At 75.2% G+C, this 16,967-nt stretch carries 19 protein-coding genes; 10 read left to right on the top strand and 9 right to left on the bottom strand.

The window, feature by feature from the left end; translation table 11 throughout:
- Positions 1–426 precede the first annotated feature (426 nt).
- Both ACLQ22_RS31530 and ACLQ22_RS31525 read right to left on the bottom strand, forming a co-directional pair.
- The gene (locus ACLQ22_RS31530; protein WP_425695520.1) at positions 427–834 is read right to left on the bottom strand and encodes a hypothetical protein; all 408 of its coding nucleotides are present in this window, start codon (positions 832–834) and stop codon (positions 427–429) included.
- 2 nt (positions 835–836) lie between these two features.
- Positions 837–1,634, bottom strand: a complete 798-nt coding sequence (locus ACLQ22_RS31525) for a GNAT family N-acetyltransferase (RefSeq protein ID WP_425695519.1) — start codon at positions 1,632–1,634, stop codon at positions 837–839.
- 40 nt (positions 1,635–1,674) lie between these two features.
- Between ACLQ22_RS31525 and ACLQ22_RS31520 the strand changes: the two genes are divergently transcribed.
- From ACLQ22_RS31520 to ACLQ22_RS31510, 3 genes are read left to right on the top strand one after another with little or no spacing between them, the layout of a single operon-like run.
- Positions 1,675–2,067, top strand: coding sequence for a YidH family protein (locus ACLQ22_RS31520; protein ID WP_425695518.1), 393 nt, complete (start codon positions 1,675–1,677; stop codon positions 2,065–2,067).
- A complete protein-coding gene (locus ACLQ22_RS31515; RefSeq protein WP_425695517.1) occupies positions 2,064–2,411 on the top strand; it encodes a DUF202 domain-containing protein in 348 nt (115 codons plus the stop codon). Before ACLQ22_RS31520 ends, ACLQ22_RS31515 begins: the two co-directional genes overlap by 4 nt.
- Before the next feature lie 27 nt (positions 2,412–2,438).
- Positions 2,439–2,873 carry a PLD nuclease N-terminal domain-containing protein gene (locus ACLQ22_RS31510; protein ID WP_425695516.1) on the top strand — a complete coding sequence of 145 codons (435 nt, stop codon included), beginning with the start codon at positions 2,439–2,441 and terminating at the stop codon, positions 2,871–2,873.
- Between the two features lie 47 nt (positions 2,874–2,920).
- Here ACLQ22_RS31510 and ACLQ22_RS31505 read toward each other — a convergent pair whose 3' ends face one another.
- Together ACLQ22_RS31505 and ACLQ22_RS31500 are read right to left on the bottom strand one after the other, a co-directional pair.
- On the bottom strand, positions 2,921–4,543 hold the full coding sequence (locus ACLQ22_RS31505; RefSeq protein WP_425695515.1) for an acetolactate synthase: 1,623 nt from the start codon (positions 4,541–4,543) through the stop codon (positions 2,921–2,923).
- 117 nt (positions 4,544–4,660) lie between these two features.
- Entirely contained in the window at positions 4,661–5,434 is a 774-nt protein-coding gene (locus tag ACLQ22_RS31500; protein ID WP_366638203.1) for an enoyl-CoA hydratase/isomerase family protein, read from the bottom strand.
- 99 nt (positions 5,435–5,533) lie between these two features.
- On the opposite strand from ACLQ22_RS31500, the gene ACLQ22_RS31495 reads away from it, so the two are divergent.
- The gene (locus ACLQ22_RS31495; protein WP_121396212.1) at positions 5,534–6,010 is read left to right on the top strand and encodes a DUF6232 family protein; all 477 of its coding nucleotides are present in this window, start codon (positions 5,534–5,536) and stop codon (positions 6,008–6,010) included.
- Here the strand turns inward: ACLQ22_RS31495 and ACLQ22_RS31490 are convergent.
- Positions 6,007–6,408: a nuclear transport factor 2 family protein gene (locus ACLQ22_RS31490; protein ID WP_121396213.1), complete on the bottom strand. Its 402-nt coding sequence runs from the start codon at positions 6,406–6,408 to the stop codon at positions 6,007–6,009. The two genes, ACLQ22_RS31495 and ACLQ22_RS31490, sit on opposite strands and share 4 nt — an antisense overlap.
- A gap of 635 nt (positions 6,409–7,043) precedes the next feature.
- Between ACLQ22_RS31490 and ACLQ22_RS31485 the strand changes: the two genes are divergently transcribed.
- Both ACLQ22_RS31485 and ACLQ22_RS31480 read left to right on the top strand, forming a co-directional pair.
- Positions 7,044–7,523, top strand: a complete 480-nt coding sequence (locus ACLQ22_RS31485; RefSeq protein ID WP_425695514.1) for a DUF6232 family protein — start codon at positions 7,044–7,046, stop codon at positions 7,521–7,523.
- A 58-nt stretch (positions 7,524–7,581) separates the two neighbouring features.
- Positions 7,582–8,331 carry a hypothetical protein gene (locus ACLQ22_RS31480; RefSeq protein WP_425695513.1) on the top strand — a complete coding sequence of 250 codons (750 nt, stop codon included), beginning with the start codon at positions 7,582–7,584 and terminating at the stop codon, positions 8,329–8,331.
- Positions 8,332–8,399: 68 nt separating this feature from the next.
- Here the strand turns inward: ACLQ22_RS31480 and ACLQ22_RS31475 are convergent, their stop codons facing one another.
- Complete coding sequence (locus ACLQ22_RS31475; RefSeq protein ID WP_425695512.1) at positions 8,400–9,296, bottom strand: ribokinase; 897 nt, start codon at positions 9,294–9,296, stop codon at positions 8,400–8,402.
- A 13-nt stretch (positions 9,297–9,309) separates the two neighbouring features.
- The gene (locus ACLQ22_RS31470) at positions 9,310–10,116 is read right to left on the bottom strand and encodes an ABC transporter ATP-binding protein (protein ID WP_121396217.1); all 807 of its coding nucleotides are present in this window, start codon (positions 10,114–10,116) and stop codon (positions 9,310–9,312) included.
- A 119-nt stretch (positions 10,117–10,235) separates the two neighbouring features.
- On the opposite strand from ACLQ22_RS31470, the gene ACLQ22_RS31465 reads away from it, so the two are divergent.
- Entirely contained in the window at positions 10,236–11,246 is a 1,011-nt protein-coding gene (locus ACLQ22_RS31465; protein WP_425695511.1) for an ABC transporter ATP-binding protein, read from the top strand.
- Positions 11,243–12,256, top strand: a complete 1,014-nt coding sequence (locus ACLQ22_RS31460) for an ABC transporter permease subunit (protein ID WP_425695510.1) — start codon at positions 11,243–11,245, stop codon at positions 12,254–12,256. The genes ACLQ22_RS31465 and ACLQ22_RS31460 overlap by 4 nt, the downstream gene beginning before the upstream one ends.
- A gap of 150 nt (positions 12,257–12,406) precedes the next feature.
- Here ACLQ22_RS31460 and ACLQ22_RS31455 read toward each other — a convergent pair whose 3' ends face one another.
- Positions 12,407–13,582, bottom strand: a complete 1,176-nt coding sequence (locus tag ACLQ22_RS31455; protein WP_121396220.1) for an ROK family transcriptional regulator — start codon at positions 13,580–13,582, stop codon at positions 12,407–12,409.
- A gap of 166 nt (positions 13,583–13,748) precedes the next feature.
- On the opposite strand from ACLQ22_RS31455, the gene ACLQ22_RS31450 reads away from it, so the two are divergent.
- A complete protein-coding gene (locus tag ACLQ22_RS31450; RefSeq protein ID WP_425695509.1) occupies positions 13,749–15,200 on the top strand; it encodes a glycoside hydrolase family 3 N-terminal domain-containing protein in 1,452 nt (483 codons plus the stop codon).
- Between the two features lie 88 nt (positions 15,201–15,288).
- Positions 15,289–16,491: a PP2C family protein-serine/threonine phosphatase gene (locus ACLQ22_RS31445; protein WP_425695508.1), complete on the top strand. Its 1,203-nt coding sequence runs from the start codon at positions 15,289–15,291 to the stop codon at positions 16,489–16,491.
- Between the two features lie 5 nt (positions 16,492–16,496).
- Here ACLQ22_RS31445 and ACLQ22_RS31440 read toward each other — a convergent pair whose 3' ends face one another.
- On the bottom strand, positions 16,497–16,853 hold the full coding sequence (locus ACLQ22_RS31440) for an STAS domain-containing protein (RefSeq protein ID WP_425695507.1): 357 nt from the start codon (positions 16,851–16,853) through the stop codon (positions 16,497–16,499).
- Positions 16,854–16,967 lie beyond the last annotated feature (114 nt).

Raw genomic sequence — 16,967 nt, 5'->3', positions numbered from 1 at the left:
ACGCAGGCTGCGGTCCGCGCCCGAATCAGGCACCTGCTTGACGAGTACGACGATGTTCATCGCGCTTCGACGACCCTCCTGTTGGTGTTGCGATCGCTCGCCCGGTCTGGGGCGCAGCCTCGCGCTTCCGTTGACGCCGGTCAACCGCGCGGTGCTGTGCAGTTGCCCACGGCGCAATGTTACCTGCCAGTAGCATCCGCCTCCGGCGCCCTCAGGGTGACACAGCTCACCGACGGCCCTGCGGGCGGGTAATCTGGCGAAACAGGAGGTGTCACGAAATGTCAGAAAAAGCCAAATTCGGCCGTCCCGACATCCCGCGGCACCGCTGCCGCCGGACCCGACCCGAGGCGTACCGGTGCGCCTGCGGCCGGCTCCGCGACCGGTGCGTGCGGGCCACCGTCCGGGCGCTCTGGTCGCCGGAGCGGCTCACGCCGGCTGATCCAGCGCGTCCCTGATCCGCGCGATGGCGGCCGCCTCCGCCGGGGCCACCCCCCGGTGCGCGCCGGCCACCCGCTCGGCCGCGGACAGCACCACCTCGCGGTAGCCCGCCACGTCCCCGGGCGACTTGTCGCGCAGGATCCGCACGGACCGCCCCAACGCCGGCAGCACCACCGACTCGATCTCCAGCGCCGAGTCCTTGGGCAGCTTCGGCAACGGACCGCTGGTCAGCGCCTCCTTCACCACCCCGCTGCTGTCGGCCATCGCGCCGGAGGCGGCGAAGCTCTCCCGGAACAGGGCGAGCATCCCCGGGTCCGCGTTGGCCACCAGGAACACCGCCCCGAACGCGCCCGTCTTGAGGGTCAGCCGCTCGTCTTCCGTCAACCGCTGCTCCATGATCACGGAGTGTAGACGTACGGGGTGGTGGTCGTGACCGGGACGAGACCGAGCCGCTGAAGGATCGGCCGGCTGTCGTCGGAGGCGTCCACCTGGAGCAGCGTGCGGTCGCGCTGGGCCGCCAGCCGGGCCCGATGGTTAACCAGCGCCCGGTAGATGCCCCGGCGGCGCCACGGCGCCAGCGTCGACCCGCCCCACAGCGTGGCGAACCCCGTCCCCGGCACGTACCGCACCCAACCCGCGCTGACCACCTCGTCGCCCGCCTCGGCCACCACCACGGTGATCGACTGCGGGTCGGCGGCGATCTCCTTCTCCAGACCGGTCGCCAGGTGGCCGCGGTCGGAGTTCCAGACCGCCTCCTCCATCGCCACGATCCGGTCCAGGTCCGCCCGGGCGGTCACCTCGCGCAGGCGTACGCCCTCGGGGACGACCGGGAGCGCGGCGGCGAGCGGCGCGACCGGCCCGATCATCACGGTCTCCCGCTCCTCCGGGACGAATCCCGCCGCGCGCAGCCGGTCCGGCAGGTCCGCTGGCTCGTCGTGGCCGTGCAGCTTCCACTCGACCGACTCGCCGCGTGCCCGGAAGGTCTCCACCTGCCGGGCGATCAGCCCGTCCAGCGCCGCGCCGGTCAGCCCGCCGAGGTCGCGGTAGGTGAGGAAGCCGCCGTGGTCGAGGCCGAGGACGCGGATCAGCGGGCCGTCCCGTTCCACCGCCACCCCGGCCGGCAACGGGTCGGGCACCAGCGCCCGCAACTGCTCGTCGTACGCGTTCCGCAGCGTGGTCACGTCAAGATCCGTCACCGCTCCAGGCTACGACCGGACGGAAACGGATAATAGCCACGTGTGGCAGGCGATCAGGCGATGGTTCGACCCGCGCGAACTGCGCTCGGTCGGCAGCACCCCCGACTACCGCTTCTCGCTGGCCAACGAGCGGACCTTCCTGGCCTGGCTGCGTACCGGGCTGGCGCTGGTCGCGGGCGGACTGGCCGCCGCGCAGTTCCTGCCGCCCCTGCCGCTGGCGCACCTGCGCGAGGTGATCGCCGTCGCGCTGCTGCTGCTCGGCGGCGCGGTCGCCGTGCGGGCGGTCGACCACTGGGCGCGTACGGAGCGGGCCATCCGGCTCGGCGAGGAGCTGCCCGCCTCCCGCTTCCCGGCGGTGCTCGCCCTCGCCGTCGGTCTCGGCGCGCTGCTGCTGGTGGCGGCGGTGCTGGCCCGGGCGGTCGGCGGCCCGTGAGCCACCAGGCGGAGCCGCCACGGCGGGACGGGCCGGCGCGTGACCCGGGACTGCAACCCGAGCGGACCCGGCTGGCCTGGCGGCGTACGGCGCTGGCGCTCACCGTGATCATGGTGCTGACCGTGCGGCTCGCGCTCACCGGCCCGCCCGCCGGCGGGACGCTCGGCGCGCTGGTCGCCGGGGTCGCTGTGCTGGGCTGGGGCGCGGCGCTGACGGTCTGCTGGCGGCGGGCCACCGGCAGCGGTCCGCCTCCCGGCTACGGACGGTCGCTGCCCCTGGTCGCCCTCGCCACCGCCGGCTTCGCGCTGCTCGGCACCCTCCTGGCGGCGCGCGGACTGGGTTGACGGGAGCCGGTGGGCCATCATTGACCCATGGCCCGGCTCTACGTCCTCTTCTTCGTCGTGCAGATCGTCCTCGCCGTCTGCGCGCTGATCAGCTGCCTCTCCGCCGAGGAGGGCGAGATCAAAGCCCTGCCCCGGATCGCCTGGGTGCTGATCATCCTGTTCTTCCCCCTGCTCGGCTCCCTCGCCTGGTTCGCCGCCGGTCGCGAGCGCGTCCCCGGGCGACCCGCCGGCGGAACGCCGAAGGGCCGGATCCTGCCGCCCCGGGAGCGGCCCCGCCCGGTCGCCCCCGACGACGACCCCGAGTTCCTCCGCTCGCTGGGCGAGCGCTCCCGGCAGGAGGACGGGGAGCTGTTCCGCCGCTGGGAGGAGGACCTGCGCCGCCGCGAGGACGAGATGCGCCGGCGCGACGGCGAGCCGCCGCGCGAGGAGGACCGCCCCGAGGGGTCCACGCCCGGCGCCTGAACCCACACCGCCGTCGCCGGCCTCCCGGCGACGGCGGCGGGCCGGGCTCAGGCCAGGTTCGACGAGCGGGGGTACGCGTCCGCCGGGTCGGTGAGCACGTTGACCAGGTACGGCACGCCGGCGTCGAACGCCCGCCGCAGGGCCGGGCCGAGGTCGCCGGCCTTCGCCACCGTCTCGCCGGCCCCGCCCAGGGCGCTCACGACGTGGTCGTAGCGCAGCTCCGGCTGGAGGTCGGCGGCGACGTCGTAGCCGTACATGGCGCGCATGGGGTGCTTCTCCAGGCCCCAGATGCCGTTGTTGCCGACCACGATCACCACCGGCAGCTTCTGCCGGGCCAGGGACTCCACGTCCATCAGCGAGAAGCCGGCCGCGCCGTCGCCCATGAGGACGCAGATCTGCCGGTCGGGGTGGCTGACGCGGGCGCCCATCGCGTAGCCCATGCCGGTGCCGAGGCAGCCGTACGGGCCGGGGTCGAGCCAGGTGCCGGGCTGCGCGGGCTCCAGGTAGCGGCCGGCGTACGAGACGAAGTCGCCGCCGTCGCCGATGGTGATGGCGTCGCGGGCCAGGACCTTGCGCAGCTCGCCGTAGACCCGGGCGGGCCGGATCGGGTCCGTCTCGGCGGACATCTCCTCGGCGTCGCGGGCCTTCGCGGCGTCCTCGGCGGTACGCAGCTCGGCGATCCAGTCGGCGTGGTCGGCCCGGTCGCCCGGGTGGTCGGCCAGCGCGGTGAGGATCAGCCGGAGGTCGCCGGCGGGGGCGGCGGCCGGCTGCACGTGCGCGGCCCGCTGGCTGGGCGCGTCGACGACGTGCACCACCTGGGCGTCGCCGAAGTCGCCGAAGCTGAGCCGGAAGTCGAGCGGAGTGCCGATCACCACGACCACGTCGGCGCCCCTCAGCGCGACGCGACGGGCCTTGGCGAAGGCGAGCGGGTGCTCCGGCGGCAGCGCGCCCCGGCCCATCCCGTTGGTGAAGACCGGCACCTGGAGCGACTCGGCGGCGGCCCGCAGGGCGTCGACCGCGTCCCCGGCGTAGACGTCGGAGCCGGCGATGATCACCGGGCGGCTCGCGGCGGCGATCAGGCCGGCCGCCTTCGTCACCTCGTCGGGGTCGGGCTCGACCGGCGCGATGCCCGGCAGCGCGGGCAGCTCGGCGTCGGAGACCGAGAAGACCGCCTCCAGCGGGAAGTCGAGGAAGACCGGGCCCCGGTGCGGGGTGAGCGCGGTGGTCAGCGCCGCGGTCACCGCGCGCGGGATGTCGTCGGGGCTGAACACCGTCTCGGCGTGCTTGGTGACCGGGGCGACCAGCGGCAGGTGGTCCATCTCCTGGAGGCTGCCCGAGCCCCAGCGGAACTGCGGGGCCCGGCCGCCCAGCACCAGCACCGGCGAGGCGTTGAAGTACGCGCTGGTCAGCCCGGAGATGCCGTTGGTGACGCCGGGGCCGGCGGTGAGCACGGCGAGGCCGGGTCGGCGCTGGAGCTTCGCCACCGCCTCGGCGGCGAAGACCGCCGACTGCTCGTGCCGCACGTCGTAGATGGGGAAGCCGGTCTTGTGCGCGGCGTCGTAGAGCGGAAAGACGTGCCCGCCGGAGAGGGTGAACATCTCCCGCACCCCGTACGCGCGCAGCGCCGCGAGCGCGAGCTCCCCGCCGTGACCTTCGATCCGCTCCGTCATCCCGCTCTTCCCTTCGTCCGCATGGCCGGAGTCACACGCTACTCACCGGTAGGCGCAATGTGAACACTTCTCGGCTCGGTGCCTGGGCCGGCGGGTCGCCCCGCCGGCCCGGACCGGTCAACGACCGGTGAAGTCCGGCTTGCGCTTCGCCACGAACGCCGCCATGCCCTCGCGCCGGTCGTCGGTGGCGAACAGCGCCGCGAAGAGCTGGCTCTCCCAGGCCAGGCCGGAGTTCAGGTCCATGTCCAGACCGGCGTCGACGGCGAGCTTGGCGGCGCGCAGGGCCTGCGCCGGACCGGTGAGGTACGGGCGGACCAGCTCGACCGCGGTGTCGTAGACCTCGGCCGCCGGGGCGACCCGGTCGGCCAGGCCGATCCGCAGGGCCTCCTGGGCGTCGACCATCCGGCCGGACATGATCAGGTCCTTGGCGCGGGCCGGGCCGACCAGGCGGGCCAGCCGCTGGGTGCCGCCGGCGCCGGGGATGATGCCGAGCTTGATCTCCGGCTGCCCGAGCTTGGCGTCCTCGGCCACCACCCGCCAGTCGCACGCCAGCGCCAGCTCGCAGCCGCCGCCGAGGGCGTAGCCGGTGATCGCGGCCACGACCGGCTTCGGGATCCGGGAGATCGCGCCGAGCGCGCTGGACAGGCCGGCAGCCCGGTCCGCCATGTCCACGTAGGACATGTCGGCCATCTCCTTGATGTCCGCGCCGGCCGCGAAGACCTTCTCCCCGCCGTACACGATGACGGCGCGGACGCCCGGGTCGGCGGTGGCCGCCGCGGCGGCGGCGCGCAGCTCCTCCTGCACCTGGGTGTTCAGGGCGTTCATCGGCGGCCGCTCCAGCCGGATGGTGCCGATGCCGTCCTTGGTCTCCAACCGCACGAACTCGCCCACGCTGGCCCTCACTTCCTCGTCGAAGTCGCGTGCCAACCTTACGGCCCGGATCGTTGGGGTAAGTAGTGTGGTGTCAGGCCCGCCACCGGGAGTACCGCCATGATCACGTACTACGACGACAGGTCCGTGCAGGTCACCTCGACCGCCGTCCGGGTGGACGGCCGGACCTTCCGGCTGGCCGACATCAGCATGGTCTGGCACCGGCGCGGCAGCCGGTCCTGGCGGGTACTCGTCGGCCGCGGCGCGATCGGCGCGGCGCTCGCCGGCCCCCTGGTCGCCGCCGCGCTCGGCATCGCGTTCGCGCTCTGGCTGGACCGCTCCCTGACCGTCACCATCGCCATCGTCGGCGCCTCGGTGCTGATCGGGCTCGCGGTCGGCCCGGTCGCCGACTTCCTCTTCGAGCACCTCGACCGCTCGTACGCCAGGGGCAGCCGGCAGCTGGAGATCTGGGCCCGCTGGCGCGGCCAGCCGGTGCGCCTGCTGTGCACCGGTGACGCGCTGCGCTTCGGCCAGATCTACCGGGCGGTGCAGCGGGCCGTCGAGGCCGGCCAGCCGGTGTCGCCCCGCCGCCGCTAGAACCCGATCGGCCCGTCCGGCAGCATGCCCAGGCCGCGCAGCAGTCCGAAGAGGTCCTGCTCGCCCCAGAACTGCACGATCCGGCCGCCGGCCAGCCGGTACATCTTGCACGCGCTCTGCACCGCCGTCGCGCCGGTGGCGTCCCGCCGGTAGGTCTGCGCCAACGACACCACCACGCGGTCGCCGGCCGCGAAGATCTCGACGATCTCCTGGTCGAGCACGGTCAGCCCCGGCGACGCGACGGCCCCCTCGACGTGGTGCCGCCCCCGGACCCCGGCACCGGAGCCGTAGATCAGCACGTCCTCGTCGACCACCGCGCGCAACTCCGCCAGGTCCTTGGTGACGAAGGTCCGCAGGTAGCGGCGGACCACCTCGACGTTGCGCTCCTGCTCCGTCATGACCGGTCACGTTAGCGCCCCGGATCGACTCGGACCCGGCCCGGACCGACTCGGACCCGCCCCGGACCGGCCGGACGACGCGCTGGCGACGCGGGCCTTGAGGCCCTCGTCGGGCAAGGTGGCCTACCGCCCGCGCTGTCGAACTGCCCCGCCCGACGGGGCAGGCGCGCCGGTCGCCCCTGGCTCGCACGCCCCGAGCGGTCCCATGAACGGGGCAGCTCGACAGCCGCCCTGGCGGGCTCCCGGGAGCCGCTCCGGGGTCGTTCCGACGCCGTTGCGGCGGCGCTCTGACGCCGCTCCGACACCGTTGCGGTTGCGGTGAGCGCCGGTCCGGAGGCGGACGGGGTGCACCCGTCGCACGGCAGCGGCAGTACGCCTCGCGCGCCCTTTGAAGCTGATGACGTAGACGATTCAGCCACTCCGGCCTACCGACGAGCGCCAGCGACCAACAGGGCGATGTCATGAACGATTCAGCTCCAAAGGGGCCGACGCGACACCACCCGGTCCGGCACGGCCCGCCCGACCTGCACCTCCGCGCGACACTGCCCCGCCTGGCACCGCCGCGCCCTGCGCCACCCCCGCCGGAGCGGGCCGCGCGAGCGGCGCGACCCGGCCGGCAGTGGTTAGGCTTAGTGATGACCATCTATTACCGGGACGACGCGGTGCAGGTGACGTCGGAGTCGATCCGGGCCGGGGGCCACGCCGTGGCGATCGCCGACGTGACGTACGTCTGGCACGCGCAGGGCCCGAAGACGCTGGCGGTACGGGGACGGGTGCTGGGTCGCGGCGTCCTGGTCCTGCTCCTCTCACTGCCTCCGCTGGTCGCGGTGGTCTGCGTGCTCTCGCTGGCCTGGTCGGCGCAGGACCGGGGCGAGTGGCAGCTGGCGCTGGTCATCCTCGCCGCGTGCGTCGTCGGCGCGCTGGCCCTGGCCCCCTTCCTGGAGATCCCCCTCGGCTGGCTCGACCGCTCCTACGAGCGGGGCAGCAAGGTGCACGAGCTCTGGGTCCAGCACCACGGCCGGGAGGTGCTGCTGCTGCGCACCCCGGACGCGCTGCGGTTCGGGCAGATCTACCGGGCGGTGCAGCGCGCGGTGGAGCAGTACACGGACTCCTGACCCCGGGGCCCGCCGCCCTGTCCGGCGGCACGGGCGCGGGCGACGCACACTGGATGCCATGGTGATTCCCCTCCCCCGGCCCGCCGCGGTCGTCGGTCTGACCCGCTCCGTCCTCGACCAGGCCCTCGGCTCGGCGGCCTCGTTCGCCGCCGTGCCGGCCCGCGCGTTCGCCGTGCTGGACTCGGTGGAGGCCCTGCTGAAGCGGGTCGACGGCATGGTGGACCGCATCGACGGCGTGGTGGACCGGATCGAGCAGACCCTCGACCGCACCGACCGGGTGCTCACCGACGCCGAGGGCGCGGTGCGGGAGGTGGCGGTCATCAGCGCCGCCGCGACCACCGCGATCGAGACGGCCACCGAGGTGGCCGCCGCCGCGGCCGTCGTCGTCGGCGAGGCGGAGAAGGTGTCCCGCACGGCCGGTGCGGTGGTCGCCGAGGCCGACGCGGTGGCCGTACGGGCCGCCGGCACCGTGGGCACCGCGGCGGAGGCGGCGGCCACCGCCGCCGAGCTGCTGACGGCGTACGAGCCGGCACTGCGCCGGGGCGCCCCGATGGCGAACCGCTTCGTCGAGCAGCTCAGTCACGAGGAGGTGAACGCCGCGATCCGGCTCGTCGACGAGCTGCCGAAGCTCAAGCAGCACCTGACGGCGGACATCCTGCCGATCCTGGCCACCCTGGACCGGGTCGGCCCGGACCTGCACGACCTGCTCGACGTCACCCGCGACCTGAAGCTCGCCGTCGCCGGCATCCCCGGGCTGGGCATGCTCCGCCGCCGGGGCGAGAAGCTCACCGACGACGCCGAGGCCTGACCCTGGACGTACGGCACCCTGGGACTTACGGCGCCCTGGGACTTACGGCCCGTGGCCGGTCGGCCGGATCAGGCGGGGACGTACAGCTCGTCGATCTCGGCCCGGGTGGGCAGCGCCACGGAGGCGCCGAGCCGGCGGGCGCAGGCCGCCCCGGCCGCCGCCGCCCAGCGCACCGCGTCGACCACGTCCCGGCCCTCGCCCCAGGCCACCGCGAGCGCGGCGGTGAAGGCGTCCCCGGCGGCCGTGGAGTCCACCACGTCGACCTTGACCGCCGGCACGTGCACGGCGGTGCCGTCCCGGTCCCCGTACCAGGCACCCTCCGCGCCGAGGGTGAGCACCGCCCGGGGCGCCAGGTCGAGCAGGGCCGACGGCTCGTCCCGGCCGCGCCCGGTGAGCGCCTGCGCCTCGGTCTCGTTGACCACCAGCAGGTCCGTCGCCGCCAGCAGCTCCGGCGGCACCGGCACGGCCGGGGCGGCGTTGAGCACCACCCGGGTGCCGGCCGCCCGGGCGGCAAGGGCCGCCTCGGTCACCGTCGCGACCGGGATCTCCAGCTGCGCGAGCAGCACGTCCGCCCCGCGTACGGCGGTCAGCTCCGGTTCGGTCAGGCCGGTCATCGAGGCGTTGGCGCCCGGGCTGACCAGGATCGCGTTCTCGCCCTCGGCGTTCACCATCACCAGCGCCACCCCCGACGTGCCGTACGTCGTGCGGAGCTGGCCGGTGTCGACCCCGGCGGCGGTGATCCGCGCCCGCAGGGTGACGCCGAACGAGTCGGAGCCGATCGCCCCGAGGAAGGCGCAGGAGGCGCCGGCCCGGGCCGCGGCGACGGCCTGGTTGGCGCCCTTGCCGCCGGGCACCATGACGAAGTCGGTGCCGAGCAGGGTCTCCCCCGGGCGGGGCAGGGCGGGGGCGGTGCCCACCAGGTCCATGTTGGCGCTGCCCACCACGACGACCCGGGTCTGCCGCATCGCAAGCTCCCCGTCAGGCGGCGCGGGCGGTGAACCGGTCGCCGGAGCGCTGCACCACCAGCGGCAGCCCGAAGGTCTTGGAGAGGTTGTCCCCGGTCAGCGTGTCGTCGAGGAGCCCCTGCGCCACCACGCCACCCTCGCGCAGCAGCAGCGCGTGGGTGAAGCCGGGCGGGATCTCCTCGACGTGGTGGGTCACCAGCACCAGCGCCGGGGCGTCGGGGTCGTACGCCAGCTCGGCCAGCCGGGCGACCAGGTCCTCGCGCCCGCCCAGGTCGAGCCCGGCGGCCGGCTCGTCGAGCAGCAGCAGCTCCGGGTCCGTCATCAGCGCGCGGGCGATCTGCACCCGCTTGCGTTCCCCCTCGGAGAGGGTGCCGTAGGTGCGCTCGGCGAGGCCCCCGATGCCGAGCTGGCCCAGCAGGGCGCGGGCCCGGGCCTCGTCGCTGCTGTCGTAGCTCTCCCGCCAGCGACCAACCACCGACCAGGCGGCCGTGACGACGACGTCGCTGACCCGCTCGTCGGCGGGCACCCGCTCGGCGAGCGCGGCGGTGGAGAGCCCGATGCGGGTGCGCAGCTCGTTGACGTCGGTGCGGCCGATCCGCTCGCCGAGCACGTGGGCGGTGCCGGTGGTCGGGTGCAGCCGGCCGGCGGCGAGGTTGAGCAGGGTCGTCTTTCCCGCGCCGTTCGGCCCGAGCACCACCCAGCGCTCGTCCAGCTCGACCCGCCAGTCGACGTCGTGCAGCAGTGCCGTGCCAGCCCGGCGTACGCCGACGCCGTCGAGGCTGACCACCAGATCCTCGTCCCCAGTCACCCGACCATCCAACCACGCAACGCCGGGGCTCCCCCCACGGGCGGCGCTCCGGCCATAGGGTGGGGCGCCGTGTCGTTGGTCACCACAACCGGAGGACGGTCCATGCCCGGTCGCAGCACGGAGCCGCGCGGATGAGCGCGGTCATCGAGATCGAGGGTCTGCGCAAGACCTTCCACAGCGTGCGGCAGGGCCGCCGGGTGGCGGTCGACGGCTTCGACCTGTTGGTGGAGGCCGGCCAGATCCACGGTTTCCTCGGCCCCAACGGGTCGGGCAAGACCACCACGCTGCGCGCCCTGCTCGGGCTGGTGCGGGCCGACGCGGGCCGGATGACGGTGCTGGGCGTCCCCTCGCCGGACGGGCTGCCCCTGGTGGCCGGGCGGGTCGGGGCCATCGTGGAGAGCCCGCAGTTCTTCGGCAACTTCACCGGTCACCGGACCCTGCGCCTGCTCGCCCGGGCCGGCGGCGTGCCGACCGCCCGGGTCGACGAGGTGCTGGAGCAGGTGGGCCTGCGGGACCGGGGCGACGAGCGGGTCAAGGGCTACTCGCTGGGCATGAAGCAGCGGCTGGCGGTGGCCTCCGCCCTGCTCAAGGACCCGGAGCTGCTGATCCTGGACGAGCCGGCGAACGGGCTGGACCCGGCCGGCATCCGGGAGATGCGGGACCTGATGCGCTCGCTGGCGCAGGCCGGCGTGACCGTGCTGGTCTCCAGCCACATCCTGGCCGAGATCCAGCTGATCTGCGACCACGTGACGATCATCTCGCGGGGCCGGCGGGTGGCGGCCGGGCGCGTCGACGAGGTGCTGGCCGGCTTCGACCGGCACGAGCTGCTGGTGCGGGTGGACGATCCGCAGCGGGCCGTGGAGCTGCTGACGGCGGCCGGGCTGGCGGCGACCGGGCACGACGACCACCTGGTGGTGGGCGACGTGGACGACGCCACCGAGGTCAGCCGCACTCTCGGCGAGGCGGGCCTGTGGGTACGCGAGCTGACCCCGCTGCGGCCCGACCTGGAGAGCGTCTTCCTCGAACTGACCGGCACGGCGGCGCACCCGACGCTGCCCCGGCAGGTGGACGACTCGGTGTCGCCCGACGGCGGGCCCGCCGAACCGGTGATCGACCTCGACGTGCGGGGAGTGGACGCGTGAACCTGGTCCGTGCCGAACTGGAGCGTCTCGGCGCCCGGCGCTTCGTGCAGCTCATGCTCGTCCTGCTGGTGCTCGCGTTCGGCGTCACCGCGGCGACCACCCTGGCGAGTTCCCACCGGCCCACCGCCCAGGAGGTCTTCGACGCCCAGCGGGCCGCCGCCGCCGCGCGCGCCGACCTGGAACGCACCCACCAGCTCTGCCTGGACCGGCAGCGCGGTGCCGTGCAGCCGGACGACGTGCGGGAGTACGTCCCCGACGACTGCAGCGAGGTCGACCCGGCCCAGATGGAGCGGGCGCCCGTGGCGGCCGACTTCCTCCTCGGGGTGTTCACCTTCGCCGAGGAGGCCGGGGCGTTGCTCTACTTCCTCATCGCCTTCCTCGCGCTCTTCGGGTTCCTGGTCGGCGCCTCCTACATCGGCGCCGACCTGAACTCCGGCGGCGTGGTCAACCTGCTGCTCTGGCGTCCCCGGCGGATGACCGTGCTCGGCACCAAGCTGGGCACGCTGCTCGGCGGGACGGCGCTGCTGTCCGTGCTGGCCTCGGCGGCGTACCTCGGGACGTTCTGGCTGATCGCCGCGTTCGCCGGGCGGCCGGGGCGGCTGAACGGGGAGTTCTGGGGCTCGCTGGGCGCGACCTGGGGCCGCGGCATGCTGCTGGTGCTGCTGCTCACCGTGGTCGGCTTCGCCGTCGCCACCCTGGGCCGGCACACCTCGGCGGCGCTCGGCGCGATCGCCGGCTACCTGGTGGTGTGGGAGCTGGGCGCCCGGCTGGTGATGGAGATCCTGGAAGTCGTCAAGGTGGACCGGTACATGCTCTCCAGCTACGCGGCGGCCCTGCTCAACGGCCGGGTCGAGTTCTGGGACTACCGGGCGTGCGCCACCGGGTCGACCGCCTCCTGCGACGGCCTCTACGTGGTGACCTGGCAGCCGGCGCTGCTGTTGCTGCTCGGGTTGACCGGCGCGCTGGCCGCCGCCGCCTTCGCGGCGTTCCGCCGCCGCGACCTGATGTGACGCCCGGCCGGGGGTGCGGCAAGTCCTTGCAGTATCCGGGCCGGCGATGAAATATTCCTTCACATGACGCCCGGACGCCGCCGACCCCGCCGACCCCGGTCGGCGGGGCGAGCCGGCGCGCGGTCCGCGCCGGTGGGCGGCCGGCCCCGGTCAGCCGACGGTCGAGCCGAAGACCTCGTCGCGGACGGCGTCCAGGGCGGTACGCAGCGCCCCCCGCAGGATCGGCTCCTCGGTCAGCCCCGTCGGCACGACCCGGGGTCGGACCAGCGTGATCGCCGCGACCTCGTGCTGCACGCGCTCGGCCAGCGCCGCCCCGCCGGCCTGGCCGACCTCGCCGGCGAGCACCACCAGCGGCGGGTCCAGCACCACGCAGGTGCTCGCCACGCCCAGCGCCAGCCGGCGGGCCACCTCGTCGAGCATGGGACCGCCCGCCGTGCCGTCGGCCACCGCCGCCCGTACCGCCGCGGCCCCGCTGTCGTCCGGGTAGCCGTGCGCGCGGGCCAGGTCGCGGACCGCGTCCGCGCCGATCAGCTGCTGGAACGCCGGCTTCGCCCGGCGGGACACGTCGCGCGGGATGGGCGCGCCGGGCACCGGCAGGTAGCCGATCTCGCCGGCGGCGCCGCTGCTGCCGTGGTGCAGCCGCCCGCCCAGCACGATCGCCAGGCCGACGCCGGCGCCGACCCAGACCAGCACGAAGTCCGTCAGCCCCTGGGCCGCGCCCGACTGCGCCTCGGCGACGGCGGCCAGGTTCACGTCGTTCTCGAAGACCACCGGGGTGTGCAGGTCGTCCCGGAGCGCGGCGAGCAGACCGGTGTGCCAGCGGGGCAGGTTGAAGGCGAACGTGATGTCGCCCGTGCCGGGGTCGACGAGGCCCGGGGTGCCCAGCACGATCCGCCGTACGCTCGACAGCTGCGCCCCGGCGCTGCTCGCGGCCTGGACGACTGCGTTGTGCACGACCCCGACGGGGTCGTCGGTGTCGTGGGTCGACTGCTCGACGCGGCCGATCACCGCCCCGGTGATGTCCGCGCAGGCGGCCACCACCCGGTCGGCGCCCACGTCCACCCCGACCACGTGCGCGCTGCCGGGCCGCACGGCGTAGAGCTGGGCGTTGGGCCCCCGCCCGCCGGCCTGCTCGCCGACCCGGGTGACCAGGCCCCGCTCCTCCAGCCGCTCGACGAGCTGCGAGGCGGTGACCTTGGACAACCCGGTGAGCTCGCCGAGCCGGGCCCGGGTCAGCGGCCCCCGCTCCAGCAGCAGCTCCAACGCCGCGCGGTCGTTCAGCGCCCGCAACAGGCGGGGGGTGCCGGGCAGCCGGGTCGCACTCATGCCACGTCCTCTAGTTTTGGTAAACCTTGCTAACTGTAAACCGACCTGCGAGCGGGTAGCCGACAGCGTATCGGCCGCCCGGGAGCGGGGTGGTCGGCCGACCCGGTACGTCACCGACCCCCGCCGGTACGACTTCCGTGCCGCGGGGACGAAAGGGGAAGATCACGTGGGGCTGGATCCAGGACTGCGCCGGCTCGCGCTCGGCACGCTGCTCGCCGCGTACCCGGGGCCGGTTCCCCCGGGCTGGGCGGTCGACCTGGTCGCCGAGGGGCTCGCGGGGCACACCCTGTTCGGCACCAACGTCCACGACCCGGGGCAGGTGGCGGCGAGCACCGCCGCCCTGCGGGCCGGCCGCCCGGACGTGCTGATCGCGATCGACGAGGAGGGCGGCGACGTCACCCGGCTGGCGCACGCCACCGGCAGCCCGTACCCGGGCAACGCGGCGCTCGGCGCGATCGACGAGGTGGCGCTGACCCGCCGGGTCTACGAGGCCATCGGCGCGGAGCTGGCCGCCCTCGGCGTCACCGTCAACCTCGCGCCGACCGTGGACGTCAACACCGCCGACGAGAACCCGGTGATCGGCACCCGCTCGTTCGGCGCCGACCCGGCCCGGGTCGCCGCGCACTCCGCCGCCGCCGTGACCGGCCTCCAGGCCGCCGGGGTCGCCGCCTGCGCCAAGCACTTCCCGGGGCACGGCGCGACGGTCGCCGACTCCCACTACGAGCTGCCCACCGTGGACGTGCCGCTCGACGTGCTGCGCCGGCGCGACCTGCCGCCGTTCGCCGCGGTCGTCGCGGCCGGCGCGCGAGCCGTGATGACCGCGCACATCCGGGTGCCCGCACTGACCGGCGACGGCCCCGCCACGTTCAGCCGGGCGGTCCTGGTCGACCTGCTGCGCGGCGAGTACGGCTTCACCGGCACGGTCATCACCGACGCGCTGGAGATGAAGGGCGCCGCGGTGGCGGCCGGCGGGGTCGGTCCGGCCGCCGTCCGGGCCCTCGCGGCCGGCGCCGACCTGCTGTGCATCGGCGCCCAGGTCGACGCCGAGCTGGTCGAGCGGGTGGTCGCGGAGATCGTCGGCGCGCTCGGCGACGGCCGCCTGGACCGGGCGCGGGTGGAGGAGGCGGCCGGCCGCGCCGCCGCGCTCGCCGCCTGGACCCGGGCCGCCGGCGCGACGTCGACCGCCCCCGACGGACTCGGGTACGCGGCGGCGCGCCGCGCCGTCCGGGTGGAGGGGGAGCTGACCGGCCTGGACCGCCCGCTGATCGTCCAACTGCACGCCGCGTCGACCATCGCCGAGGGGCGGGTGCCGTGGGGCCTCGGGCCGCACCTGGACGGCGCGGAGGAGCTGCGGGTGGTTGCCACCGAGACCGGGCCGGCCGCCCTGCGCCAGCTCGCCGGGGACCGGCCGATCGTGCTGGTCGGCCGCCACCTGCACCGGCTGCCGGGCGGGGCGGAGCTGGTGACCGCGCTGGCCGCCGAGCACCCGGTGACCGTGGTCGAGATGGGCTGGCCCTCGCGGTGGCGCCCGGCCGGCGTGCGGGCGTTCGTCACCACGTACGGCGCGAGCCACGCCTGCGGCCGCGCGGCCGCCGAGGTGCTCGGCCTGGCCGGCTGAGGCCAACGGGTACGCGCCGTCGGGTGGCGGTTCGCTCCCGGCCGGGCCCGGCCGGCTTCGACCGGGCCCGGCCGGGGTATGCGACAGCATGACCGCCACCGACCCGTGGCACCGGGCCCTGGCCGACCTGGTGTCCCGGTCCCACCGGCTGCCCCCGGACGAGCTCGCGGCCACGGTCGACGCCGTGCTCCGGCCGTTGGGTGTGACGGCGACCGTGCACCTGGTCGACGCCGAGCAGCACGGCCTGCGCCCGCTGCCCGGCACGGGGCGGGCGGCGGCGGAGCTGCTGCCGATCGACACCAGCCTGGCCGGGCGCGCCTTCACCCAGGTCGAGGTGCACGCGGGGCAGGGGCCGCCGCCCCGGCTGTGGGTGCCGATCGTCAACGGCACCGACCGGCTCGGGCTGCTGGAGGTGTTCCCGCCCGTCGACGCCGACCTCGCCGACGAGGCGCTCCGCGACGGCTGCCGGCTCATCGCCGGCCTGGTCGGTCATCTGGTCACCAGCAAGAGGGACTACGGGGACGTTCTGCACCGGGCGCGGCGCAGCCGGCCGATGGGGGTCTCCGCCGAGCTGCTCTGGCACCTGCTCCCGCCGCTGACCTTCGCCACCTCGGAGGTGGTGCTCAGCGCCCTGCTCGAGCCCTGCTACGAGGTCGGCGGGGACGCCTTCGACTACGCGGTGCAGGACGGGAGGGTGACACTGGCGATCCTCGACGGGGTCGGGCACGGCCTGCCGGCGGTGCTCACCACCTCGGTGGCGCTGGCGGCGCTGCGGGCGGCCCGGCGCGCCGGCTCGGACCTGCCCGGCCTGGTCCGGGCGGTGGACGCCGCGATCGCCGGCCAGTGGCACGACGCGCGGTTCGTCACCGCGGTGCTCGCCGAGTTCGACACCGGCTCCGGACTGCTGCGGTACGTCAACGCGGGGCACCCGCCGCCGGTGCTGCTGCGCCGGGGGCGGGCCGTGCGGGAGCTGGCCGGGGGCCGCCGGCTTCCGCTCGGCCTGCCCGACGGCCGCGTCGAGGTGGCACAGACCCGGCTGGAGCCCGGTGACCGGCTGCTGCTGCACACCGACGGGATGACCGAGGCACGCGACGCGGCGGGCGAGATGTTCGGGCTGTCCCGCCTCGCGGACCTCGCCGAACGGCACATCGGTTCCGGGCTGCCGGCCGCGGAGACGCTGCGCCGCCTCGGTCACGCGGTGAGGGAACACCAGGGCGGGGCGCAGCAGGACGACGCGACCCTGCTGCTGGTCGAGTGGTCCGCCGCCGCGTCGGCGAACTCGGAGCCCTGAGCCGGTCAGTCCAGCCCGCGCCACCCGCGCGCGACGGGCCGACCGGCGTCGGAGTCGGCGAACCCGAGCAGGGTACTGACCCCGGTGATCCGCAGGACCCGCGCCACGCCCGGCTGCGGGCCGGTCACCCGCAGCGTCACGTCGCGCGCGCGGCCGACGGAGACGCCGTGCACCAGGACGCGTACGCCGCTGGAGTCCAGGAACCGCACGTCGGCGAGGTCGACGACGACCTCCCGGACACCCGGCCGGTGCAGCGCCTCGGTGAGCGTCGCCTCGAACTCGCCGGCGGTGGCCATGTCGATCTCACCGGCCGGGCGCAGGACCGCCCGCCCCGGCTCCGCGTTCCGCTCGCCCCGGTCCATGACCGCCTCACCGTCGAAGGACGCGCCGGCACCGGCGCGACTCGACCATACCGATCCCCGCCCGGCCGGGCCACGCCGACGGCCACGAGAGCCACTTGAACGCGTTCAAGAAGT

Source organism: Micromonospora sp. DT178 (assembly GCF_049841695.1).
Classification (GTDB): domain Bacteria; phylum Actinomycetota; class Actinomycetes; order Mycobacteriales; family Micromonosporaceae; genus Micromonospora.
This window is presented reverse-complemented; position numbering and strand designations above follow the sequence as displayed.

Bases quoted from the DNA above. Each gene is read 5' to 3' on its own strand.
- ACLQ22_RS31530 (WP_425695520.1), bottom strand. From the start codon at position 834: ATGGAGCAGCGGTTGACGGAAGACGAGCGGCTGACCCTCAAGACGGGC.
- ACLQ22_RS31510 (WP_425695516.1), top strand. From the start codon at position 2,439: ATGGCCCGGCTCTACGTCCTCTTCTTCGTCGTGCAGATCGTCCTCGCC.
- ACLQ22_RS31505 (WP_425695515.1), bottom strand. From the start codon at position 4,543: ATGACGGAGCGGATCGAAGGTCACGGCGGGGAGCTCGCGCTCGCGGCG.
- ACLQ22_RS31495 (WP_121396212.1), top strand. From the start codon at position 5,534: ATGATCACGTACTACGACGACAGGTCCGTGCAGGTCACCTCGACCGCC.
- ACLQ22_RS31490 (WP_121396213.1), bottom strand. From the start codon at position 6,408: ATGACGGAGCAGGAGCGCAACGTCGAGGTGGTCCGCCGCTACCTGCGG.
- ACLQ22_RS31485 (WP_425695514.1), top strand. From the start codon at position 7,044: ATGACCATCTATTACCGGGACGACGCGGTGCAGGTGACGTCGGAGTCG.
- ACLQ22_RS31480 (WP_425695513.1), top strand. From the start codon at position 7,582: ATGGTGATTCCCCTCCCCCGGCCCGCCGCGGTCGTCGGTCTGACCCGC.
- ACLQ22_RS31475 (WP_425695512.1), bottom strand. From the start codon at position 9,296: ATGCGGCAGACCCGGGTCGTCGTGGTGGGCAGCGCCAACATGGACCTG.
- ACLQ22_RS31465 (WP_425695511.1), top strand. From the start codon at position 10,236: ATGAGCGCGGTCATCGAGATCGAGGGTCTGCGCAAGACCTTCCACAGC.
- ACLQ22_RS31455 (WP_121396220.1), bottom strand. From the start codon at position 13,582: ATGAGTGCGACCCGGCTGCCCGGCACCCCCCGCCTGTTGCGGGCGCTG.
- ACLQ22_RS31445 (WP_425695508.1), top strand. From the start codon at position 15,289: ATGACCGCCACCGACCCGTGGCACCGGGCCCTGGCCGACCTGGTGTCC.
- ACLQ22_RS31440 (WP_425695507.1), bottom strand. From the start codon at position 16,853: ATGGACCGGGGCGAGCGGAACGCGGAGCCGGGGCGGGCGGTCCTGCGC.